This window comes from Streptomyces sp. NPDC050439 (assembly GCF_040655335.1).
In the GTDB taxonomy this organism is placed as follows: Bacteria; Actinomycetota; Actinomycetes; order Streptomycetales; family Streptomycetaceae; genus Streptomyces.
This window is the reverse complement of sequence record NZ_JBFAJT010000008.1, coordinates 471,365-494,092: the sequence shown is the minus strand read 5'-3', so window position 1 is coordinate 494,092 and position 22,728 is coordinate 471,365. Positions and strand designations below refer to the sequence as shown.

Below are 22,728 nucleotides of genomic sequence, written 5' to 3'. Positions count from 1 at the left end.
ATGTCCCGGGACAGTTCCCCCGCAGCACCTCCCGGGGCTCCGGCTCCGGGCGGCCGCTCGGGGCGGACTGGGGGGCCGACGCGGCGCGGCTCGACGTTCGGGCGGCTCCTCGACGGTGGTCTGCTGTTGCAGGACGGGGTGCAGGGCAGCCCCGTCCTGAGGCTCTTCGTGCGCTGGGTGCGCCGTCCGCTGCTGCCTGCCCTGCGGCTGTGGCGGCGCAACATTCAGTTGAAGGTCGTCGTCACGACCCTCCTGATGTCGCTCGGTGTGGTCCTGATGCTGGGCTTCGCCGTCATGAGCTCGGTGAACAACGGCCTGCTCAAGGCCAAGGTGAAGGCCTCGCAGAGCCAGGCCGACGGTGGCTTCCGGGCGGCCCAGGACGAGGCGAACTCCGCCCGGCCGCGCTCGGGGCAGGAGAGCGGCGGCGGCACGCCCGACGGAGGGGCCACGCCGCCCACCGCCGTGTGGATGTCCGACCTGGTCGAGCAGCTCTCCAGCGGCGGCCAGAGCGCGTTCAACGTGGTGACGCTGAGCCCGACGTCCACGGCGGGCGGCGAGAGTGTGCGCGGGCCGCGTGCCTCCGGGGGCGTGGACCCGATCCAGAGCGTGCCCGAGGCGCTGCGCGACAGCGTCGACAAGGGCACCAGGGCGTACCAGAGCAATACCCGCATCGTCTTCAACGACGGCCGTGAGGCACAGCCCGGCCTCGTCATCGGCAAGCGCCTGAACGACCTGCAGGGCCAGCCCTACCAGCTGTACTACCTCTTCCCGCTGACGCAGGAGGAGGAGTCCCTCGGGGTCGTCAGGACGACGCTGGCCACCGCGGGTCTGTTCGTCGTGGTGCTGCTCGGCGCCATCGCCTGGCTGGTGGTGCGCCAGGTCGTCACGCCGGTACGGATGGCCGCGGGCATCGCCGAGCGCTTGTCCGCCGGGCGCCTTCAGGAACGTATGAAGGTCACCGGAGAGGACGACATCGCGCGGCTCGGTGAGGCCTTCAACAAGATGGCGCAGAATCTGCAGCTGAAGATCCAGCAGCTGGAGGAGCTCTCGCGGATGCAGCGGCGGTTCGTCTCGGACGTCTCGCACGAGCTGCGTACGCCGCTGACGACCGTACGGATGGCGGCCGATGTCATCCACGACGCGCGCGTGGACTTCGATCCGGTGACCGCGCGGTCGGCCGAGCTGCTCGCCGATCAGCTGGACCGGTTCGAGACGCTGCTCGCTGATCTCCTTGAGATCAGCCGGTTCGACGCGGGCGCGGCGGCCCTGGAGGCCGAGCCGATAGACCTGCGTGAGGTCGTACGACGTGTCGTGGGCGGTGCGGAGCCGCTCGCGGAGCGCAAGGGGACCCACATAAGGGTCGTCGGGGACCAGCAGCCCGTGGTCGCCGAGGCCGACGCCCGCCGGGTGGAGCGGGTCCTTCGCAACCTCGTGGTCAACGCCGTGGAGCACGGCGAGGGCCAGGACGTCGTGGTGCGGCTCGCGGTGGCGGGCGGCGCGGTCGCGGTCGCGGTGCGGGACTACGGAGTGGGGCTCAAGCCGGGCGAGGCGACCCGCGTGTTCAGCCGCTTCTGGCGGGCCGACCCGGCACGCGCGCGTACCACCGGTGGTACGGGTCTGGGGCTCTCCATCGCGCTGGAGGACGCACGGCTGCACGGCGGCTGGCTGCAGGCGTGGGGTGAGCCGGGCGGCGGCTCGCAGTTCCGTCTGACGCTGCCGCGCACGGCGGACGAGCCTCTTCGGGGTTCGCCGATACCGCTGGAGCCCGACGACTCGCGACGTCACCGCGGCCTGAACGACGCCGGTCTGCCGCTCGGCGGCGCGAACAAGCTCGCCACGGTGCCCGCGCAGCCGACGGTGTCGGAGCGGGTGCCGCCGCCCGTGCCCGCGAGGGCGCCGATCGCGCCGCGGCTCGCCCAGGCGGCCGCGACGGTGGACCCGACCGCGCTGCCGGGCAGCGGGGCGCGGGTGGTGCCGCGCAGGCCGCCGGACGACGGTCCCGGTGAAGCGGCGGCGGACAGCGCGACGGACGGCACGAAGGACGCCGGGCCGGACGCCGATCGCGCGAGCGGGACGGAAACGGATTCCGCCAGGGAAGGGGAGGCCTCTCGTGGCCGCTGACCACGACCGCCGCGCTCGCCGGCGTCCGCTGCGGGCCGGTGTGCTGTTCGGCTCCTGCGGGGTGCTGCTCGCGGGGTGTGCCTCGATGCCCGACAGCGGGAACCTCAAGGCGGTCGACGCCTCCCAGCGGCCGGACTCGCAGTCGCAGGTCCGGGTCTACGCGATGCCGCCGGGGGAGAACGCCGGTCCCGTGGAGATCGTCCAGGGTTTCCTCGAGGCGCTGACCAGCGACGACCCCGAGTTCGCGATGGCACGCAAGTATCTGACCAAGGAAGCCTCCAAGGGCTGGGACCCCGATGCGCAGACCACGGTGTTCGACAGCGGGCCGACCCCGGGGACGGGCAGTGTCGGGGACGGCGACACCGGCCGTACGTTTCCGCTGAACGGCCGCAAGGTCGCCACCGTGGACGACGAGCACGCCTACCAGCTCGACGACACCCCGTACAACCAGAGCGTGCACCTCACCCAGCAGGACGGGCCGAACGGCAAGGAGTGGCGGATAGACCGGGTGCCGCAGGGCGTCGTGCTCGGGCAGTCCGACTTCCAGCGCATCTACTGGTCCGTCAACAAGTACTACTTCGCGACGCGTGCGACCGGCGCGACCGGTGGCGGCCAGGAAGGGCTCGTCGCCGACCCCGTCTACATACGCCAGCGAATAGACCCCGTGACGGAGTCCGTGAAGGCGCTGCTCGACGGCCCCACCACCTGGCTCAAGCAGGCCGTGGGCACGCGTTTCCCGACGGGTACGCGGCTCAAGGCGGGCACCAAGACGCTGGCGCCCGACGACCAGGGCAAGCTGACGGTGCCGCTGAACGCGAAGGCCGATCAGATAGGCCAGGAGCGGTGCACGGAGATGGCCGCGCAGCTGCTCTTCACGCTCCAGGATCTGGCGTCGTCCGGCGTCGAGGAGGTGGAGCTGCAGCGCCGCAACGGCTCGCAGCTGTGCGTCCTGAGCAAGGAGCGGGCCGAGTCCGTCGCCTCGCGCCGCATCGCCGAGCACCCCGACTACCAGTACTTCATCGACGACAAGCGTCAACTGGTGCGGATGCCGGCCGGCCCCCCTGGCAAGGCCGGACCGCGGCCCGTACCCGGGCAGCTGGGCAGTGGCGAGCAGCCGCTGCGGTCCGCCGCCGTGTCACGGGACGAGGAGCGGGCGGCCGGGGTGTCGCTCGACGGGCGCGCGCTCTACATGGGGTCGCTGGTCTCCGAAGGCACCCTCGGCAAGCCGGAGGTGCGCAGCAAGGCGAAGTCCGAGCGGGACGGCCTCTCGACGCCCAGCTGGGACGGGCGCGGTGACCTCTGGGTGGCCGACCGCGACCCGAAGCGGCCCCGCCTGCTCTGGCTGGAGCAGGGCGCGGGAGAGCCCCTGCCGGTCAAGATCGCAGGCCTCGACGGGCGGATCGAGGCGGTGCGGGTGTCGGCCGACGGCGTACGGGTCGCGCTCCTCGTCAAGAAGGACGGCAAGACGAGCCTGCAGATAGGCCGCGTCGAGCGGACGGGCGCCAAGGGCGAGCAGCCGCAGATCTCGGTGGACGGGCTGCGCCAGGCCGCGCCGCAGATGGAGGAGGTCACCGCCATGTCGTGGGCGGGCGGCAGCCGCCTCGTGGTGGTCGGACGGGAGTCCGGCGGTGTGCAGCAGATGCGGTACGTACAGTGCGACGGCTCGATGCCTGCCGGTGCGACGCTGCCCGGTCTCACCGGCGTGAAGGAGATAGCGGCGTCGGAGGACGAGCAGCAGCCGTTGGTGGCCCACTCGGACGACGGCATCGTGCGGCTGCCGACGGGTGCGCAGTGGCAGACGGTGGTCGAGCAAGGGTCGGCGCCGGTCTATCCCGGGTGACTCGCCCCGGTGACTCGCCCCGGGTGACGGCAACGCCTGCGCCGTGGCGGGGAGTTGTCCACAGGCCGTTGTCCACAGGGGTGGCCAGGGGTGCTGCGGTCTTGGCACAGTGGTGGGCATGCCGGGGTGGTTGCGGGACCTCACCGATCTGGTGCTGCCGGCCGAGTGCGGAGGCTGTGGCAGGCCTCGTGCGGCGCTCTGCGCGCCGTGCCGCGACGCGCTGTGCGGGGCGGCGCCGTGCCGGGTGAGTCCTCGTCCGCGGCCGCGGGGGCTGCCGGAGGTGCATGCGTCGGCCGTCTACGGGGACTCGGTGCGGGCGGTGCTGCTTGCGCACAAGGAGCGGGGCGCCCTGGGGCTCGCGGGGCCGCTGGGCACGGGCCTGGCCGGGGCGGTGCGGGCCGGGCTGCGGGCGGGTGCCGGTCCTCACGAGGGTGTCGCCGGTGACGCTCCGGTACTGCTGGTGCCGGTGCCTTCGGCGCGCGGAGCCGTGCGGGCGCGTGGCCACGATCCGGTGCGGCGGATCGCGCTGGCCGCCGCGGGGGAGTTGCGGCGGGGCGGTACGCGGGCGCGGGTGCTCGGAGTCTTGCGCCAGCGGCGGGTCGTGGCGGACCAGGCGGGGCTCAACTCCCGTCAGCGGGAGGCGAATCTGCGGGGTGCCCTGGAGGTGACCGCGGGGTGCGGGCGGCTGCTCGCCGGTGGGCGGGTCGTGATCGTGGACGACCTGATGACCACGGGCGCGTCTTTGGCCGAGGCGGCGCGCGCAATACGTGACGTAGACACGGAAAGTAAAGGGACGGCCGCCGTGGTGACAGCCCGTGAAAATACCGGCGAGAACAGGATCATCGCGGCTGTTGTTGCCTCCTCGCCGGATTCTTTCGGAATAAACCGGAACTGACTGGGAACTTGCATCGTTGCAGGTAGTGAGAGGGCTAATACACCTGAATGGAGGTATGCAGCGGTAGAGGGTGACGACATCCGTCCGGGCGAGATATGTTCGGTTGTGAGGAATGGCGGACGCCGCCCCTCGCATATCGGAATGCCGGTCGCCGGGTTTTTCGCAATCACCCGGGCCGGTCGGGGTGGAGATCTTGTTCGCGGGGGAGGAGGAGGTGGAAGTCACCGAGTCCGAGGCTCCGGGAGTCACCGGGGCCTGGTGCAAAAGGGAGATGCTCCGCCGCCGAAGCGGAGCGATCCGGGAACGGAGTTCTGCGTGGACATCGTCGTCAAGGGCCGCAAGACCGAGGTGCCCGAGCGGTTCCGCAAGCACGTGGCCGAGAAGCTGAACCTGGAGAAGATCCAGAAGCTCGACGGCAAGGTGATCAGCCTCGACGTCGAGGTGTCCAAGGAAGCCAACCCGCGTCAGGCCGACCGTTCCGACCGTGTCGAGATCACGCTCCGGGGACGCGGACCAGTGATCCGCGCGGAGGCCTCGGCGACCGATCCGTACGCGGCGCTCGACCTGGCCACCGCCAAGCTCGACGCAAGGCTGCGCAAGCAGCACGAGAAGCGCCACAACCGGCGCGGCACCGGCAGGCTCTCCGCCGCCGAAGTGGCCGAGCGGGTGCCGGACGCGGCGACTCTCAACGGAGACGGCACCCTCGTGCGCGAGGAAGAGCCGGACGGCGTGCCCGTCAAGAGGATCGGCTCGCTGGAGATCCAGGGCGAAGGCCCGCTCGTGGTCCGCGAGAAGAGCCACGTGGCGGCTCCCATGACGCTCGACCAGGCGCTCTACGAGATGGAACTCGTGGGGCACGACTTCTACTTGTTCGTCGACTCGGAGTCGAAGGAACCGAGCGTCGTCTACCGGCGGCACGCCTACGACTACGGCGTGATCCGCCTCAACACCGACCCCATGGTCGCGCGGCCGGAAACCGGCGGCGGTGGCGGTGCGCTCGGCGGCTGACCCCGGTCGGCCGAGGGTTTGCTGGTGCCCCTGGAGCGCATGTGCGCCCCCAGGGGCACCAGCATGCGACCCCTGCGGGCACCGCGCGACCGTCCGGGCATGAAATCATGGGCGGAGCCGGCCAACCGGTGCGCTGCTGCCTCTCGTTGGCGGCAGCCGACGCACAACGGGCCGCGGCCTTCAGGGGGAGGAACGATGGCGGACAGCTTCGGACCGATGCGGGATGCCGATGACGACGACGGCATCGGCATCGGCACGGATGCGGGCGCACCGCGCAAGGAGCCCATCAGGGTCCTTGTGGTGGATGACCATGCGCTCTTCCGCCGGGGCCTGGAGATCGTCCTCGCGGCCGAGGAGGACATCCAGGTGGTCGGGGAGGCGGGCGACGGCGCCGAGGCGGTGGACAAGGCCGCGGACCTGCTGCCGGACATCATCCTCATGGACGTGCGCATGCCCAAGCGCGGCGGCATCGAGGCGTGCACCTCCATCAAGGAGGTCGCGCCGAGCGCGAAGATCATCATGCTGACGATCAGCGACGAGGAGGCCGACCTCTACGACGCGATCAAGGCCGGCGCCACGGGTTATCTCCTCAAGGAGATCTCCACGGACGAGGTGGCCACGGCGATTCGCGCGGTGGCCGACGGGCAGTCGCAGATCAGTCCGTCGATGGCGTCGAAACTGCTCACCGAGTTCAAGTCGATGATCCAGCGCACCGACGAGCGCAGGCTGGTGCCCGCGCCCCGGCTGACCGACCGCGAGCTGGAAGTGCTGAAGCTGGTGGCCACGGGCATGAACAACCGCGACATCGCGAAAGAGCTGTTCATCTCCGAGAACACCGTGAAGAACCACGTCCGCAACATCCTGGAGAAGCTGCAGCTGCACTCCAGGATGGAGGCGGTCGTCTACGCGATGCGGGAGAAGATCCTCGAGATCAGGTGAGGGCGCGGACCAGCTCGGCGGTCAGCTCCGGTTTGTCCACACGCTCCACCCGTACGGAATCACAGTTCACCCAGGTCGCCGCTTCGCGCAGGGCCTGGGCCACCGCGGGCACGGCCTTGGGGCTGTCCAGTGACACCTGCTTGGCGACCAGCGTGCTGCCCGCGCGTGCGGGGTCCACGCGGCCGACGAGGCGGCCCCCGGCCAGGACCGGCATCGCGAAGTAGCCGTGGATCCGCTTGGGCTTGGGGACGTACGCCTCCAGGCGGTGGGTGAAGCCGAAGATCCGCTCCGTGCGGGCCCGCTCCCAGATCAGGGAGTCGAAGGGCGAGAGGAGCGTCGTGCGGTGGCGGCCGCGCGGAGCCGTCTGAAGGGCCGCGGGGTCGGCCCAGGCGGGCTTGTCCCAGCCCTCCACCGTCACCGGCACCAGACCCGAGTCCGCGACCACCGAGTCGAACTGCTCGCCCTTGAGGCGGTGGTAGTCGGCGATGTCCGCGCGCGTGCCGACGCCGAGCGCCTGTCCGGCCAGGCGGACCAGGCGGCGCAGGCACTCCCTGTCGTCCAGGTCGTCATGGAGGAGCGTGCTCGGGATGGCGCGCTCCGCGAGGTCGTACACCCGCTTCCAGCTGCGGCGCTCGGTGCAGACCACCTCGCCGTACATCAGTGCCCGCTCCACGGCGACCTTCGCGTCCGACCAGTCCCACCACTCGCCCTTGTTCTTCGCGCCGCCCAACTCCGTCGCGGTGAGGGGGCCTTCGGCGGTGAGCTGCTTGATGACCGTGTCGTACGCACCGGCCGGCAGGTCGTGGTGCCAGTGCGGGCGGGTGCGGTAGGCGCGGCGCCGGAAGGCGAAGTGCGGCCACTCCTCGATGGGCAGGATGCACGCGGCGTGCGACCAGTACTCGAAGGCGTGCGGCCGGGCCGGGCCGGTGCCCGACGCCCCGTCCCAGTACGCCGCCTCGATCCTGTCGCGGCCGACGGCACCGAGCCGGGCGTACGGAATGAGCTCGTGGGAGCGGGCCAGGACCGAGATCGTGTCGAGCTGGACCGCGCCGAGATGCCGCAACACGCCCCGCACACCTGATTTGCGGTCCGGCGCGCCGATGAATCCCTGGGCGCGCAGCGCGATGCGGCGGGCCTCGTCGGCGGAGAGGTCGATGGCGGGGCGCGGCGGCAGGCTCGTCATGCCGGAAACGATAGGGGCCGGCACTGACAGAGCGGCCTCAGCTGCGGGCGGGCAGGTACGGCGGGAGCGACGCCATGCCGAGATCGCTCGGGAGCAGGGCGCCCACCCAGCAGTCACGGAGCGTGGTCTTGTTCAGGAGGGCGGCGCGCAGGGTGCCCTCCATGACGAAGCCGGCCTTCTCCGCCACCGCGCGTGATCCCGTGTTGCCCACCTCGGCGCGCCATTCCAGACGGTTGCAGCCCAGGTCGGTGAAGGCCCACCTGGCCAGGGTGAGGACGGTCTCCGTCATGTAACCGCTGCCCCGGTGCTCCTTCGCCGTCCAGTAGCCGACCTCCCAGGCGCCCGAGCGGGGGTGGTGGAGGCTGGCGGCGGCGACCAGGGGGCCGCCTTCCCGGGGGCGTACGGCGAAGGTGTACTCCGTGTCGTGGCGCCAGCCGTCCGGCACCATGCGCCCGACGAAGCCCTCCGCGTCCGCGCGGGTGTAGGGCGAGGGGACCGTGGTCCAGCGCTGGATGTCGGCGTCCTGGCAGGCTTCGTACGTCTCGTCCGTGTCGGCGGGCGTGAAGGCGCGCAGGATCAGGCGTTCGGTGGTGAGGGTGACGGGCTCCATCCGGTGATTCTGCGGGGGCCGGGCGCTGCGGGCCAGTGCTTTTGGCCGAGCTTTCACCCGCATTTCGCCGAGCGCTGATCGGCACAACCCGGCACCTTCCAGGCCCCCCGTCCGTTGACGTATCGGCAGACCTCCCGGCGCGGCCCGCTCCTCGCTTACGATGGCCGTTGCCCTATGAGTAAACCGACCATGCCAGGCCCGACCGGCAAGGAGACCAACCCCCGTGTCCGTCCTCTCGAAGATCATGCGTGCAGGCGAAGGCAAGATCCTGCGCAAGCTGCACCGCATCGCGGACCAGGTCAACTCCATCGAAGAGGACTTCGTCAGCCTCTCCGACGCCGAGCTGCGCGCGCTGACCGAGGAGTACAAGGAGCGTTACGCCGACGGCGAGACCCTTGATGACCTCCTCCCCGAAGCCTTTGCCACGGTGCGTGAGGCCGCCAAGCGCGTCCTCGGCCAGCGGCACTACGACGTCCAGATGATGGGCGGCGCCGCGCTGCACCTCGGCTATGTGGCCGAGATGAAGACCGGTGAGGGCAAGACGCTCGTCGGCACCCTCCCGGCGTACCTCAACGCCCTGTCGGGCAAGGGCGTGCACCTGATCACGGTCAACGACTACCTGGCCGAGCGCGACTCAGAGATGATGGGCCGCGTCCACAAGTTCCTGGGCCTGAGCGTCGGCTGCATCATCGCCAACATGACGCCGGCCCAGCGCCGCGAGCAGTACGCCAGCGACATCACGTACGGCACGAACAACGAATTCGGCTTCGACTACCTGCGCGACAACATGGCGTGGTCGAAGGACGAACTGGTGCAGCGCGGCCACAACTTCGCGATCGTCGACGAGGTCGACTCGATCCTCGTCGACGAGGCCCGTACGCCGCTGATCATCTCCGGCCCCGCCGACCAGGCCACCAAGTGGTACGGCGACTTCGCCAAGTTGGTCACCCGCCTCACCAAGGGCGAGGCGGGCAACACCCTCAAGGGCATCGAGGAGACCGGGGACTACGAGGTCGACGAGAAGAAGCGCACCGTCGCCATCCACGAGCCCGGTGTCTCCAAGGTCGAGGACTGGCTGGGCATCGACAACCTGTACGAGTCGGTCAACACGCCGCTCGTGGGTTACCTGAACAACGCCATCAAGGCCAAGGAACTCTTCAAGAAGGACAAGGACTACGTCGTCATCGACGGCGAAGTCATGATCGTCGACGAGCACACCGGCCGTATCCTCGCCGGCCGCCGCTACAACGAGGGCATGCACCAGGCGATCGAGGCGAAGGAAGGGGTGGACATCAAGGACGAGAACCAGACGCTCGCGACGATCACCCTGCAGAACTTCTTCCGCCTCTACAAGCGGCACGACCACGACGGCAAGGAGACCCCCGGTCTCTGCGGCATGACCGGTACGGCCATGACCGAGGCCGCCGAGTTCCACCAGATCTACAAGCTGGGCGTCGTGCCGATCCCGACGAACCGGCCCATGGTCCGCGCCGACCAGTCGGACCTGATCTACCGCACCGAGGTCGCGAAGTTCGCCGCCGTCGTCGACGACATCGCCGAGAAGCACGAGCAGGGCCAGCCGATCCTGGTCGGCACGACCTCCGTGGAGAAGTCGGAGTACCTCTCCCAGCAGCTCTCCAAGCGCGGTGTCCAGCACGAGGTGCTCAACGCGAAGCAGCACGACCGTGAGGCGCCGATCATCGCCCAGGCCGGCCGCAAGGGCGCCGTCACCGTCGCCACGAACATGGCCGGACGAGGCACGGACATCAAGCTCGGCGGCAACCCCGACGACCTCGCCGAGGCGGAGCTGCGCCAGCGCGGCCTCGACCCCGTCGAGCACGTCGAGGAGTGGGCCGCCGCGCTGCCCGCCGCCCTGGAGAAGGCCGAGCGGTCCGTGAAGGCGGAGTTCGAGGAGGTCAAGAGCCTCGGCGGGCTCTACGTCCTCGGTACCGAGCGCCACGAGTCGCGCCGCATCGACAACCAGCTGCGCGGTCGTTCCGGCCGTCAGGGCGACCCGGGTGAGTCCCGCTTCTATCTCTCGCTCGGCGACGACCTGATGCGCCTCTTCAAGGCGCAGATGGTCGAGCGCGTGATGGCCATGGCGAACGTCCCGGACGACGTGCCGATCGAGAACAAGATGGTGACGCGCGCGATCGCGTCCGCCCAGTCGCAGGTCGAGCAGCAGAACTTCGAGACGCGTAAGAACGTCCTGAAGTACGACGAGGTCCTCAACCGCCAGCGCGAGGTCATCTACGGCGAGCGTCGCCGCGTCCTGGAGGGCGAGAACCTCCAGGAGCAGGTCACGCACTTCATGGACGACACGATCGACGCGTACATCGCGGCGGAGACCGCCGAGGGCTTCGCCGAGGAGTGGGACCTGGACCGGCTGTGGGGCGCCTTCAAGCAGCTCTACCCGGTGAAGGTCACCATCGAGGAGCTGGAGGAGGACGCGGGTGACCGCGCGGGCCTGACCGCCGAGTTCATCTCCGAGTCCATCAAGGACGACATCCACCAGCAGTACGAGGCGCGTGAGGAGCAGCTCGGCTCCGAGATCATGCGTGAGCTGGAGCGACGCGTCGTCCTCTCGGTGCTCGACCGCAAGTGGCGCGAGCACCTCTACGAGATGGACTACCTCCAGGAGGGCATCGGCCTGCGGGCCATGGCGCAGAAGGACCCGCTGGTGGAGTACCAGCGCGAGGGCTTCGACATGTTCAACGCCATGATGGACGGCATCAAGGAAGAGTCCGTCGGCTACCTGTTCAACCTGGAGGTCCAGGTCGAGCAGCAGGTCGAGGAGGTTCCGGTGTCGGACTCCGCCGCGGCCGGCGCTTCCCTGCAGAAGAAGGACGCCGTTCCCGCCGGTGGCGGTCGTCCCGAGATCCGGGCCAAGGGCCTGGAGGCTCCGCAGCGGCCCGACCGTCTGCACTTCCAGGCGCCGAACGCCGAGGGCGGGGTCGACGAGGGTGACTTCGAGACCGAGGACGCCGGCGTGCGTTCGGAGTCCGACGGCATGACCCGCGCGGAGCGGCGCAAGGCCCAGAAGGGGGGGCGTCGCCGCAAGAAGTAGCCGCGGGCGGCCATAGGCAGTTCTTCGGGGGTCGGGCGCCATGGGCGCTCGGCCCCCTTTGCCGTGCGTTTTGACGTGAGCTTGTGCCGTGCGCTGCTACCTGGCCGGGGCTCCCACCTCCACCGCCGTGCAGCGCCACCGCTGGTCCGCGCCCAGGTGCAGGCGGAAGGCCAGGGCCCTGAGGGCGGGGCCCGCGCCGATCCTCGCGAAGACCTCGTAGACCCCGGGGCGCGGTTCGTAGTGGCCGATCCGGTGGATCGTGGGGCGACGGCCGTTCACGGTCAGGGGCGTCTGCTCGGCGAGGCGGGTCAGGTCGTCGAACGCGGTGTGGGCGATGTGGCGTGCCGCCCAGTGGACCGGCTTCTGGCCGCTGAGCACCAGGAGCAGACGCTCGGTGAAGAGCTCCGTGGGGTGCGGTGGGGGCTGGGGCGGGGTCCTGAGGGGGCGTACCGGGCGGGCGGGGGCGCGGGGGGCCGAGCGCGGGGCGCGTGCCGCCGAGGGGTGGCGGGGGTCCGTGCGGCCCGGTGGGCGGGTGGTCACCGGGCGGGAGCGGGGCCTGGTCATTACCTTCTGCATGCCGTGTCGCCTCCGGCTTCGCTGTCCCGGCCGCGGTTGTACCGGGGAGTAACTTCTGTCGGAGATCTTGTACGGGGGCCGTGGCGGGGGTCGCAAGGGGCCGCGGGCCTGGGGGTGCGTGGCCGGGGGAATCACCTATCAGGGTGGCCGGGGGTGCGCCGCTCCTTGGGGGCGTTGGGGTGCGGCGGGTGACGGGCGGGGGCCTTGGGTGACGTGGGGGGTGGGTGTGGGGCGCAGCTCGAAGGGGGACTCCCGCACGTATTCTGGGGGCCTGTCGTGTTGCCTTCTCCGCGACCTTCCGACTCCGTCTCCTGGGAGCGACTTCGTCTCCCGCGACTCCGACTGTGAAAGCGGGCCGTCATGCGCGTCTACGTTCCCCTGACCCTGAGCCGTCTCGCCGAGGCGTACAAGGCGGGCGAGCTGGGCGCCGAGACCGCCTCGCTGAGCGCCTGCGCCGTGACGCCCGCGCTGCGCGAGTGGTGCGCGACGGACGACGTGGAGGAGCTGGAGTACGCGGCCCTGAGCCAGGCCGCGCTCGCCTCGCTGAAGCTGATCGCCGGGGAGCCCGGGGCGGCCCGGCGGCGGGTCGTGCTGGCCGCGGACGTGGCCGACGGGGCGCTGGAGGATGCCGGGCGCGCGGGCTCGGGCGAGCTCGGCGAGGTGCGGATCGCCGGGGTGCTGCCCTTCAAGAAGGTCGCCGCGGTGCACGTGGACGCCGAGGACGCCGAGGCGGATGTCGCCGCGGCGCTGGGCGGCGCGGGCCGGGGCGACGGCGGCGGGGACGGGGTCGAGGACCACGAGCTGCTGTGGTTCGCGACGCAGGAGATTCCCTCGCTGATCGGCTGAGGGTTCACCGCGGGGGTTTTGGCGGTGGGGGGCCTGGCTTCGGCGGTGTGGGTCCCGTGCGGTGCGGTGCCGGTACGCCTGGGGGTGCGGGGTGGCCCTGCGGGGTGGCCGCCGGTGCTCTGGGCGGGCTTCCGGCACGTCCCGCCGCGCTCGTTGCCGGGTGCCGTGCGGTGTCGGGCGCTGCTGTGGGCGCCGGCTCGGGTGCCCCGTTGGCCGGGGGAATGAAGTGTCGGTGGGGGCGGGTACCTTTTTGGCATGGGGAAGTCGCGGCGCGGGGCGCACATCGTCTGGGACTGGAACGGGACTCTGCTGCATGACATTCATGCGGTGATCGAGTCCACGAACGCTTCGTTCGCGGAGATCGGGCTCGACCCGATCACGCTCGAGCGATATCGCGATCTGTACTGCGTGCCGGTGCCGCTGTTCTACGAGCGGCTGATGGGGCGGCTGCCCACGGACGCCGAGTGGCAGGTCATGGACGCCGTCTTCCACAAGCACTACTGGGCGCGTGCCGAGGCCTGCGGTCTCGCCGACGGCGCCGCCGAGTTGCTCGCGGAGCGGCGGGCGGCCGGGCGCACGCAGTCGTTGCTCTCGCTCGCGCCGCACGAGCACCTGGTGCCGATCGTGCGGCGGCACGGGATCGAGGAGCACTTCGTGCGCATCGACGGGCGCATGGACACCTCGCACGCGGGCAAGGCCGAGCGGATGGTGCGGCACCTGGCGGCCCTTGAGGGCGTTGCCGCCGCCGAGCGCATCGTCGTCATCGGGGACGCCGTCGACGACGCGGTCGCCGCGGCACATGTGGGGGCGCAGGCCGTGCTCTACACCGGCGGATCCCACAGCAGGGCCTCCCTGGAGGCGGTAGGGGTGGGGGTCCCGGTGGTGGACAGTCTCACCGAGGCCGTGGAGGTCGCCGAGCGGCTGGCTGCTTAGGAGAAGCGGCTTACCGTGTGCGGTCGGATGCGTACGCTGGGTGGGATGGTTCCGATGCGGGCGTAGCGGGGGCGACATGGGGTTCGGCTTCGGGCAGCGCAGGAGTGGGCGGTTACCCGCCGAGATCACCAGCTTCGTCGGGCGCGGTGAGGATGTCGCCGCGCTGGGGCGGGCCCTGGGGCAGTCCCGCCTGGTGACGGTCGTCGGGTCGGGGGGCGTGGGCAAGACCCGGGTGGCGCTCCGGGTGGCCACGGAGGCCGCCGAGAGGTTCCCCGACGGGGTCTGGCTGGCCGAGCTGTCGGCGCTGCGGGACCCGGAGCTGTTGCCCGGGACCCTGGCCACCGTGCTGGGACTGCCCGAGCAGACCGGCACGCAGCCCCTGGACGCCGTGGTGGACTTTCTGCAGCAGCGGCGGGCGCTGATCGTCCTCGACACGTGTGAGCATCTCGTCGACGCCTGCGCCATGCTGGCCGACGTGCTGCTCAGGGAGGCGCCGGGGACCAGCGTCCTGGCCACCAGCAGGCAGCCGCTCGACGTGCCGGGCGAGAGCTGCTGGCCCCTGCAGCCGCTGGGCGCGGCCGAGGCGGTGGAGCTGTTCGTGCAGCGGGCGGGCGCCGTCGTGCCGGGGTTCGCCGTGAGCGAGGGCAACCGTGAGCTGCTGAGCGGGCTGGTGTGCCGGCTCGACGGCATTCCGCTCGCGCTCGAACTCGCCGCGGTGCGGCTGCGCGCGGTGCCTCTCGAGCAGCTCGTCGCGCGGCTCGACGCCCGGTTCCGGGTGCTCACCGGCGGCCGGCGGACCGCGCTCACGCGGCACCAGACGCTGCGTACGGCCATCGACTGGTCCCACGAGCTGTGCACGGAACCCGAGCGCGTGGTGTGGGCCAGGCTGTCGGTGTTCGCCGGTGCCTTCGACCTCGCGGCGGCCGAGCAGGTCTGCGCGGGCGGCGACGAGTTGCCCGCCTGCGAGGTCATCGAGCACCTGATCGGCCTGGTGGACAAGTCGGTGGTGCAGCGGCCCGGGGGAGCGGGCGACACCTATCGCCTGCTCGACACCATCAGGGAGTACGGCGCCGAGCGGCTCGCGGCGGACGACGGCACCGACGAGGCACGGCAGCGGCACTTCACGTACTACGGCGAGCTGGGCCGGCGCTTCGAGGAGCGGTTCCTGAGCGCGGAGCAGGTGGCGTTGCACGCGGCGGCGCGGGACGCCGAGGACGATGTGCGGGCCGCGCTGGAACACGCGTACCGGACGCCCGGCCTGGAGACCGAGGGGCTGCTGCTCGCGACCCGGCTGTGGCCGCACTGGCGGGCGGTGGGCGCGATGTCCGAGGGGGAGTACTGGATCGACAAGGGGCTGAAGGCGGTGCCCGGCGACAGCCCCGAGCGGGCGGCGGGGCTGCACCGCACCGGTGAGTTCCGGCTGTGGCTCGGTGACCCCGCGGCCGCGCTGGGGCGGCTCACCGAAGCGGTCGGGGTCGCACGGCGCGTCGGCGAGGCGGGCGCCGCGGAGATGGCCGAGGCCGAACTGGCGGCGACCCGCGGCATTCTCGCGGCGGGCGACGGCACCGACGTCACCGCGGAGGCGCTGGTGGCGATGGAGCGGGCCCGGGTGCGGCTGATCGCGATGGACGACCCGGCCAGGGCGGCGCTGCTCTGCCACGAGGCGGCGGCCGTCCGGGCGGCCCTCGGGGAACCGGCGCAGGCCCTGGAACTGTGCGACGAGGCGCTGGCGCAGCTCGCGCCCTTCGAGGACGAGCGATATCTGCGCGGCGCCACGCTCATGGTGAAGGGCGTCTCGCTGTGGGTCGCGGGGCGCGGCAAGGAGAGCGCGCGGACGCTGCTCCAGGCGCTGGACTCCGTCGGGCAGATCGGCGAGGCGCTCGCCGCGAGGCTGTGCTGCGCCGGGCTCTCCTGGGCGGCGGCGCAGGAGGAGCGGTGGATCAGGGCGGCGTGGCTCCTCGGATACGTGGAGGCGGCGCGGAGCCGGACCGGCGACACGTTCGGGATGTTCCCGACGCTGCGGGGGCTGCACGCCCAGGTGCGCGAGCGGGTCGCGGAGGCGCTCGGCGAGCAGGCGTTCGCCCGGTGGTACGGGGAGGGGGAGCGGCTGTCGATGCGGGAGGCGGTGGCCGCCGCGCACGCCGACGCCGACCGGCCGGTCGCGGTGCCCGGGCCGCGGGGCGCCGGCGGGGCGGGGCTCGATGTGCTGACCCGGCGTGAGCGTGAGGTCGCCGCGTTGGTCGCCCAGGGGCTGTCCAACCGGGAGATCGCCGAGCGGCTCGTCATCTCGAAGCGGACCGCTGACGCGCATGTGGAGCACATCTTGGCGAAGCTGGGGGTTGCCTCGCGGACGGAGATCGCCTCGGTGACGGGGCAGGGGTAGGGGCTGCTCGTGGCGCGCTGCCTGCCCTCGCCGACGAGGGCAGGCAGCGCGCGGTGCCGTCGGAGCGCCCATTGCCACGACAGATGTGGGGGAGCTGTCCAAACACTGTCCGGCGCTCCGTCTGCCCGGTTCGACCGGAGAGCGGCACAGGGAACAGCCTGACGTCCCGTGCATGGGCCCTGCATCGGTACGGCTCCCGGGCCGTATACGCATTTCCGTGGCCCCGGCGTGATCGGTATACGTATCGACCCCGCCGTATCGCCCCGCCCTACGTCACCGGAGCCTTCGCCCGCAGCACCGTCAGGAATTCCCTCATCCAGCCCGAGTGATCCGGCCATGCGCGGGCCGAGACCAGCGTGCCGTCGACCACGACCTCCGCGTCCCTGAACGTCGCGCCCGCTGTCTGCATGTCCAGCTCAAGGGCCGGATACGCCGTGACCCTGCGGCCGCTCAGGCCGCCGATCGCCGCGGTCAGGAGCGGGCCGTGGCAGATCTGGGCGACCGGCTTGTCCGCGTCGAAGAAGGACTTGAGGATCTTGCGGAGCTCCGGGTCGTTGCGCAGATACTCCGGGGCCCGGCCGCCCGGGATCACCAGGGCGACGTACTGACCGGGGTCGACCTCGGAGAAGGCGAGGTCCGCGGGCCAGGTGTAACCCGGCTTCTCGGTGTACGTGTCGAAGCCCGGCTCGAAGTCGTGCACCACGAGCTGCAGCTTCTTGCGGGCGGGGGCGGCGATGTGGACGTCGTACCCCTCCTCGCGCAGCCGCTGGAAGGGGTACAGGACCTCCAGGGACTCCGCCGCGTCGCCGGTCACTATCAGGATCTTGGCTGCCATCGGTGCTCGCTCCCCACTCGCGCGCTGACCGTCCGTTCCGCTCAACGTGCATCCGCCCGTCCGGTTTGCCAAGGGGCCCCACCGGTTCGCCCGGCGGGCCCGCCGCCGACGAATGGCGTGAAAGTCTCTGTGCAGAGTGTCAAAGTTCCACCCCTGCTTTTGTACACATACGGCTCATGACGACTCCGGGGTGGAGGGCGATAGCCTTGACCCGTGATCAGCGCGATATCCCGCGGGGGCGTGTACGCCCCCGCCCTGCGCCCGGGGAACACGGAGGACATCCGTGCCCGGGGCGTCGCTGACGCTTCTTCGCGGTGCGGCCTGCCAGATCATCCCGGCCATCGGTCAGCGAAACCGCTGAAAATGGCGGATAACCGCCCGCTCATCTCTCACCGCGGCATAACGTCGACTTCGACCGGAGACCCCGCGTCGCGGCGTTACGTCGGATCACTTCCTTCTACGTCACGCAACGGCGCGCGACAGGAGTCAGAGGACAATGCAGACCAAGCTGGACGAAGCCAAAGCCGAGTTGCTCACGCGGGCGGCCCGGGTAGCTGAGAACAGCCCGGTCGGTGGCCGCCTACCGAATGGGGCACCGACCGGGTCGAAGGGCGACGAGGCCACTCCTGACGAGGACATGGCCCTCGCGTTCCTCCAGCGCTACTACCTGCACACCGCCCCGGAAGACCTCGCCGACCGTGACCCGGTCGACGTCTTCGGAGCAGCCTTCTCCCACTACCGGCTGGCCGAGAACCGCCCGCAGGGCACGGCCAACGTCCGTGTGCACACCCCGACCGTCGAGGAGAACGGCTGGACGTGCAGCCACTCCGTCGTCGAGGTCGTCACGGACGACATGCCCTTCCTGGTCGACTCGGTCACCAACGAGCTCTCGCGGCAGGGGCGCGGCATCCATGTCGTCATCCACCCCCAGGTCGTCGTACGCCGTGATCTGACCGGCAAGCTGCTCGAAGTCCTCACCGACCCCGGTACCGAGCGTCCGCACGACGCGGTCACCGAGTCCTGGATCCACGTCGAGACGGACCGCGAGACCGACCGCGCGGACCTGAAGCAGATCAGCGCCGATCTGCTCCGGATCCTCTCCGACGTACGCGAGACCGTCGAGGACTGGGAGAAGATGCGCGACGCCGCGCTGCGCATCGCCGACGAGCTCCCCACCGAGCCGACCGCGGACGACCTGCGCGACCAGGAGGTCGACGAGGCCCGCGAGCTGCTTCGCTGGCTCGCCGACAACCACTTCACCTTCCTGGGCTTCCGTGAGTACGTCCTCACGGACGACGACTCGCTCTCCGCGGTGCCCGGCACCGGCCTCGGCATCCTGCGCGCCGACCCGAAGCACGACGGGGAGGAGGACCACCCGGTCAGCCCCTCCTTCAGCCGGCTGCCCGCGGACGCGCGCGCGAAGGCCCGCGAGCACAAGCTCCTCGTCCTGACGAAGGCCAACAGCCGCGCCACCGTGCACCGGCCCAGCTACCTCGACTACGTCGGCGTGAAGAAGTTCGACGCCGACGGCAACGTCATCGGGGAGCGCCGCTTCCTCGGCCTCTTCTCGTCCGCCGCGTACACCGAGTCCGTGCGCCGCGTGCCGGTCATCCGCCGCAAGGTCCAGGAAGTCCTCAAGGGCGCGGGCTTCTCGCCCAACAGCCACGACGGCCGCGACCTGCTGCAGATCCTGGAGACCTACCCGCGCGACGAGCTCTTCCAGACCCCGCCCGACGAGCTGCGCGCCATCGTCACGTCCGTGCTCTACCTCCAGGAGCGCCGCCGACTGCGGCTCTACCTGCGCAAGGACGAGTACGGCCGTTACTACTCCGCCCTCGTCTACCTGCCGCGTGACCGCTACACCACCGGCGTCCGGCTGCGGATCATCGACATCCTCAAGGAGGAGCTCGGCGGCACCAGCGTCGACTTCACCGCCTGGAACACCGAGTCGATCCTCTCCCGGCTGCACTTCGTGGTCCGTGTCGCGCCGGGCGGCGGGCTTCCGCAGCTCACCGACGCCGACACCGACCGCATCGAGGCCCGGCTCGTCGAGGCCGCCCGCTCCTGGGCCGACGGCTTCGCCGAGGCGCTGACCGCCGAGTGCGGCGAGGAGCGCGCCGCCGAGCTGCTCCGCCGCTACTCCGGCGCCTTCCCCGAGGGCTACAAGGCCGACCACTCCCCGCGGGCGGCCGTCGCCGACCTCCAGCACCTGGAGCAGCTCAAGCTCGGGCACAAGGACTTCGCCCTCAGCCTGTACGAGCCGGTGGGCGCGGCCCCCGGCGAGCGCCGCTTCAAGATCTACCGCTCGGGCGGCCAGGTCTCGCTCTCCGCCGTCCTGCCGGTCCTCCAGCGCCTGGGCGTCGAGGTCACCGACGAGCGCCCGTACGAGCTGCGCTGCACGGACCGCACGAACGCGTGGATCTACGACTTCGGTCTCCGCCTGCCCAAGTCGCAGAACGGCAACGGCGACTACCTGGGCGACGACGGCCGCGAGCGCTTCCAGGAGGCATTCTCCGCCGCCTGGAAGGGCGAGGCCGAGGTCGACGGCTTCAACTCGCTCGTCCTGCGGGCCGGGCTCAACTGGCGCCAGGCGATGGTGCTGCGCGCCTACGCCAAGTACCTGCGCCAGGCGGGCTCCACCTTCAGCCAGGACTACATGGAGGACACCCTCCTCAACAACGTCCACACCACCCGGCTGCTCGTCTCGCTCTTCGAGGCGCGGATGTCCCCGGACCGCCAGCGCGCCGGGACCGAGCTGACCGACGGGCTCCTGGAGGAGCTCGACGGAGCGCTCGACCAGGTCGCCTCCCTGGACGAGGACCGCATCCTGCGCTCCTTCCTCACGGTAATCAAGGCGACGCTGCGCACGAACTTCTTCCAGGAGGCGGAGGGCGGCAAGCCGCACAACTACGTCTCCATGAAGTTTGACCCGCAGGCCATCCCCGAGCTCCCCGCGCCCCGTCCGGCGTACGAGATCTGGGTGTACTCGCCGCGCGTCGAGGGCGTCCACCTGCGCTTCGGCAAGGTCGCCCGCGGTGGCCTGCGCTGGTCCGACCGGCGCGAGGACTTCCGCACGGAGATCCTCGGCCTGGTCAAGGCGCAGATGGTGAAGAACACCGTCATCGTGCCCGTCGGCGCCAAGGGCGGCTTCGTCGCCAAGCAGCTGCCCGACCCGTCCGTGGACCGTGACGCGTGGCTCGCCGAGGGCGTGGCCTGCTACAAGACGTTCATCTCGGCGCTGCTCGACATCACCGACAACCTGGTCGCCGGTGAGGTCGTGCCGCCCGCCGACGTCGTGCGCCACGACGAGGACGACACGTACCTCGTCGTCGCCGCCGACAAGGGCACCGCGACGTTCTCCGACATCGCGAACGAGGTCGCCCAGTCGTACAACTTCTGGCTCGGCGACGCCTTCGCCTCCGGCGGTTCCGCCGGGTACGACCACAAGGGCATGGGCATCACCGCCCGCGGCGCCTGGGAGTCCGTCAAGCGGCACTTCCGGGAGCTGGGCACCGACACGCAGAGCGAGGACTTCACGGTCGTCGGCGTCGGCGACATGTCCGGTGACGTGTTCGGCAACGGCATGCTGCTCTCCGAGCACATCCGCCTGGTGGCCGCCTTCGACCACCGGCACATCTTCATCGACCCGAGGCCGGACGCCGCGACCTCGTACGCCGAGCGCCGCCGGCTCTTCGAGCTGCCGCGCAGCTCCTGGGCCGACTACAACAAGGAGCTGCTCTCCGCGGGCGGCGGGATCTTCCCGCGCAGCGCCAAGGCGATCCAGCTGAACGCCCACATCCGTGAGGCCCTCGGCATCGAAAAGGGCGTCGGCAAGATGACGCCGGCCGACCTGATGCAGACCATCCTCCAGGCGCCGGTGGACCTGCTGTGGAACGGCGGCATCGGTACGTACGTGAAGTCGTCGGCCGAGTCGAACAGCGACGTCGGCGACAAGGCGAACGACGCGATCCGCGTGAACGGCGCCGACCTGCGCGTCAAGGTCGTCGGCGAGGGCGGCAACCTCGGCCTGACCCAGCTCGGCCGCATCGAGTTCGCGCAGGCCGGCGGGCGCATCAACACCGACGCGATCGACAACAGCGCGGGCGTGGACACCTCCGACCACGAGGTGAACATCAAGATCCTGCTCAACGCGGTCGTCGGCGCCGGTGACATGACCGTCAAGCAGCGCAACACGTTCCTCGCCGCCATGACGGACGAGGTCGGGACCCTGGTCCTGCGCAACAACTACGCGCAGAACACCGCCCTGTCGAACGCGGTCGCCCAGTCCCCGTCCCTCCTCCACGCCCACCAGCGCTTCATGCGCCGTCTGGGCCGTGACGGTCACCTGGACCGGGGCCTGGAGTTCCTGCCCAGCGACCGGCAGATCCGTGAGCTCCTGAGCTCCGGCCGCGGGCTCAGCCAGCCCGAGCTCGCCGTGCTCCTCGCGTACACGAAGATCACGGCGGCCGACGAGCTGATCCAGACGACGCTGCCGGACGACGACTACCTGCGCGGTCTGCTGCACGCGTACTTCCCCGCGGCCCTGCGGGAGAAGTTCCCCGAGCAGGTCGACGGGCACGCGCTGCGCCGCGAGATCGTCACCACGGTGCTCGTCAACGACACGGTGAACACGGGCGGTTCGACGTTCCTGCACCGCCTCCGCGAGGAGACGGGAGCCTCGCTCGAGGAGATCGTGCGGGCGCAGCTCGCGGCCCGCGAGATCTTCGGTCTGAGCAAGGTCTGGGACGCGGTCGAGGCGCTCGACAACGTCGTGGCGGCCGATGTCCAGACGCAGATCCGGCTGCACTCGCGCCGCCTCGTGGAGCGCGGCACGCGCTGGCTGCTCAACAACCGGCCGCAGCCGCTCCAGCTCGCCGAGACCATCGACTTCTTCCGTCAGGGCGTCGCCGAGGTCTGGACCGAGCTGCCGAAGCTGCTGCGGGGCTCCGACCAGGAGTGGTACCAGAGCATCCGCGAGGAGCTGGTGGGTTCGGGCGTCCCCGACGAACTGGCGCAGCGCGTCGCCGGGTTCTCGTCGGCCTTCCCCTCGCTCGACATCGTGGCGATCGCCGACCGCACGGACAAGGACCCGATGGCCGTCGCCGAGGTGTACTACGACCTCGCGGACCGGCTGCGGATCACCCAGCTCATGGACCGCATCATCGAGCTGCCGCGGGCCGACCGCTGGCAGTCGATGGCGCGTGCGTCGATCCGCGAGGACCTGTACGCGGCGCACGCCGCCCTGACGGCCGACGTGCTGGCCGCCGGGAACGGCGAGGACACTCCCGAGCAGCGCTTCAAGGCCTGGGAGGAGAAGAACGCGGCGATCCTGAGCCGGTCGCGGTCCACGCTCGACGAGATCCAGAGCTCGGACGCGTTCGACCTGGCGAACCTGTCGGTCGCCATGCGGACGATGAGGACGCTGCTGCGCACGCACTCGTAGTCCGTCGTACGCAGATGGGGGGGCGCCCCGGGCCTGATGGCTCGGGGCG

14 protein-coding genes are annotated in these 22,728 nt (G+C 70.9%); 10 read left to right on the top strand and 4 right to left on the bottom strand.

The features are described 5' to 3' along the window. The 5 genes from mtrB to AB0I66_RS32490 all read left to right on the top strand — a co-directional run bounded on the left by mtrB (position 1) and on the right by AB0I66_RS32490 (position 6,803). Positions 1 to 2,121 carry an MtrAB system histidine kinase MtrB gene (gene mtrB / locus AB0I66_RS32510; RefSeq protein ID WP_363211546.1) on the top strand — a complete coding sequence of 707 codons (2,121 nt, stop codon included), beginning with the start codon at positions 1 to 3 and terminating at the stop codon, positions 2,119 to 2,121. An 85-nt stretch (positions 2,122 to 2,206) separates the two neighbouring features. After that, entirely contained in the window at positions 2,207 to 3,961 is a 1,755-nt protein-coding gene (locus tag AB0I66_RS32505) for an LpqB family beta-propeller domain-containing protein (RefSeq protein WP_363211575.1), read from the top strand. Between the two features lie 118 nt (positions 3,962 to 4,079). Then, a complete protein-coding gene (locus AB0I66_RS32500; protein ID WP_363211545.1) occupies positions 4,080 to 4,856 on the top strand; it encodes a phosphoribosyltransferase family protein in 777 nt (258 codons plus the stop codon). Positions 4,857 to 5,114: 258 nt separating this feature from the next. After that, a complete protein-coding gene (raiA, locus tag AB0I66_RS32495) occupies positions 5,115 to 5,864 on the top strand; it encodes a ribosome-associated translation inhibitor RaiA (protein ID WP_363211544.1) in 750 nt (249 codons plus the stop codon). Positions 5,865 to 6,059: 195 nt separating this feature from the next. Next, entirely contained in the window at positions 6,060 to 6,803 is a 744-nt protein-coding gene (locus AB0I66_RS32490; protein ID WP_363211543.1) for a response regulator transcription factor, read from the top strand. On the opposite strand, the gene AB0I66_RS32485 is transcribed toward AB0I66_RS32490, so the two are convergent. Next, on the bottom strand, positions 6,796 to 7,986 hold the full coding sequence (locus AB0I66_RS32485) for a crosslink repair DNA glycosylase YcaQ family protein (RefSeq protein ID WP_363211542.1): 1,191 nt from the start codon (positions 7,984 to 7,986) through the stop codon (positions 6,796 to 6,798). The genes AB0I66_RS32490 and AB0I66_RS32485 overlap by 8 nt on opposite strands. 37 nt (positions 7,987 to 8,023) lie before the next feature. Further along, the gene (locus AB0I66_RS32480) at positions 8,024 to 8,596 is read right to left on the bottom strand and encodes a GNAT family N-acetyltransferase (protein ID WP_363211541.1); all 573 of its coding nucleotides are present in this window, start codon (positions 8,594 to 8,596) and stop codon (positions 8,024 to 8,026) included. A 223-nt stretch (positions 8,597 to 8,819) separates the two neighbouring features. Here AB0I66_RS32480 and secA point away from each other — a divergent pair, with 223 nt between their 5' ends. Further along, positions 8,820 to 11,663, top strand: a complete 2,844-nt coding sequence (gene secA / locus AB0I66_RS32475) for a preprotein translocase subunit SecA (protein ID WP_363211540.1) — start codon at positions 8,820 to 8,822, stop codon at positions 11,661 to 11,663. Between the two features lie 96 nt (positions 11,664 to 11,759). Here secA and AB0I66_RS32470 read toward each other — a convergent pair whose 3' ends face one another. Then, positions 11,760 to 12,239 (bottom strand): Rv3235 family protein, encoded by a 480-nt coding sequence (locus AB0I66_RS32470; protein WP_363211539.1) that lies wholly within the window; start codon positions 12,237 to 12,239, stop codon positions 11,760 to 11,762. A gap of 360 nt (positions 12,240 to 12,599) precedes the next feature. Between AB0I66_RS32470 and AB0I66_RS32465 the strand changes: the two genes are divergently transcribed. From AB0I66_RS32465 to AB0I66_RS32455, 3 genes are all read left to right on the top strand, one after another. After that, positions 12,600 to 13,085: a hypothetical protein gene (locus AB0I66_RS32465; RefSeq protein WP_363211538.1), complete on the top strand. Its 486-nt coding sequence runs from the start codon at positions 12,600 to 12,602 to the stop codon at positions 13,083 to 13,085. Between the two features lie 255 nt (positions 13,086 to 13,340). Further along, positions 13,341 to 14,018, top strand: a complete 678-nt coding sequence (locus AB0I66_RS32460; protein ID WP_363211537.1) for an HAD family hydrolase — start codon at positions 13,341 to 13,343, stop codon at positions 14,016 to 14,018. Positions 14,019 to 14,094: 76 nt separating this feature from the next. Further along, entirely contained in the window at positions 14,095 to 16,401 is a 2,307-nt protein-coding gene (locus AB0I66_RS32455; RefSeq protein ID WP_363211536.1) for a LuxR C-terminal-related transcriptional regulator, read from the top strand. Positions 16,402 to 16,669: 268 nt separating this feature from the next. On the opposite strand, the gene AB0I66_RS32450 is transcribed toward AB0I66_RS32455, so the two are convergent. Continuing rightward, a complete protein-coding gene (locus tag AB0I66_RS32450) occupies positions 16,670 to 17,236 on the bottom strand; it encodes a DJ-1/PfpI family protein (protein WP_363211535.1) in 567 nt (188 codons plus the stop codon). A gap of 496 nt (positions 17,237 to 17,732) precedes the next feature. On the opposite strand from AB0I66_RS32450, the gene AB0I66_RS32445 reads away from it, so the two are divergent. Further along, positions 17,733 to 22,679, top strand: coding sequence for an NAD-glutamate dehydrogenase (locus tag AB0I66_RS32445; protein ID WP_363211534.1), 4,947 nt, complete (start codon positions 17,733 to 17,735; stop codon positions 22,677 to 22,679). The last annotated feature ends 49 nt before the right edge of the window (positions 22,680 to 22,728 follow it).

Excerpts from the sequence above, each read along its gene's own strand:
- AB0I66_RS32505 (WP_363211575.1), top strand. The coding sequence starts at position 2,207 with ATGCCCGACAGCGGGAACCTCAAGGCGGTCGACGCCTCCCAGCGGCCG.
- AB0I66_RS32460 (WP_363211537.1), top strand. The coding sequence starts at position 13,341 with ATGGGGAAGTCGCGGCGCGGGGCGCACATCGTCTGGGACTGGAACGGG.
- AB0I66_RS32500 (WP_363211545.1), top strand. The coding sequence starts at position 4,080 with ATGCCGGGGTGGTTGCGGGACCTCACCGATCTGGTGCTGCCGGCCGAG.
- AB0I66_RS32465 (WP_363211538.1), top strand. The coding sequence starts at position 12,600 with ATGCGCGTCTACGTTCCCCTGACCCTGAGCCGTCTCGCCGAGGCGTAC.
- AB0I66_RS32490 (WP_363211543.1), top strand. The coding sequence starts at position 6,060 with ATGGCGGACAGCTTCGGACCGATGCGGGATGCCGATGACGACGACGGC.
- AB0I66_RS32485 (WP_363211542.1), bottom strand. The coding sequence starts at position 7,986 with ATGACGAGCCTGCCGCCGCGCCCCGCCATCGACCTCTCCGCCGACGAG.
- AB0I66_RS32450 (WP_363211535.1), bottom strand. The coding sequence starts at position 17,236 with ATGGCAGCCAAGATCCTGATAGTGACCGGCGACGCGGCGGAGTCCCTG.
- AB0I66_RS32445 (WP_363211534.1), top strand. The coding sequence starts at position 17,733 with ATGCAGACCAAGCTGGACGAAGCCAAAGCCGAGTTGCTCACGCGGGCG.
- AB0I66_RS32455 (WP_363211536.1), top strand. The coding sequence starts at position 14,095 with ATGGGGTTCGGCTTCGGGCAGCGCAGGAGTGGGCGGTTACCCGCCGAG.
- mtrB (WP_363211546.1), top strand. The coding sequence starts at position 1 with ATGTCCCGGGACAGTTCCCCCGCAGCACCTCCCGGGGCTCCGGCTCCG.
- AB0I66_RS32470 (WP_363211539.1), bottom strand. The coding sequence starts at position 12,239 with ATGCAGAAGGTAATGACCAGGCCCCGCTCCCGCCCGGTGACCACCCGC.
- AB0I66_RS32480 (WP_363211541.1), bottom strand. The coding sequence starts at position 8,596 with ATGGAGCCCGTCACCCTCACCACCGAACGCCTGATCCTGCGCGCCTTC.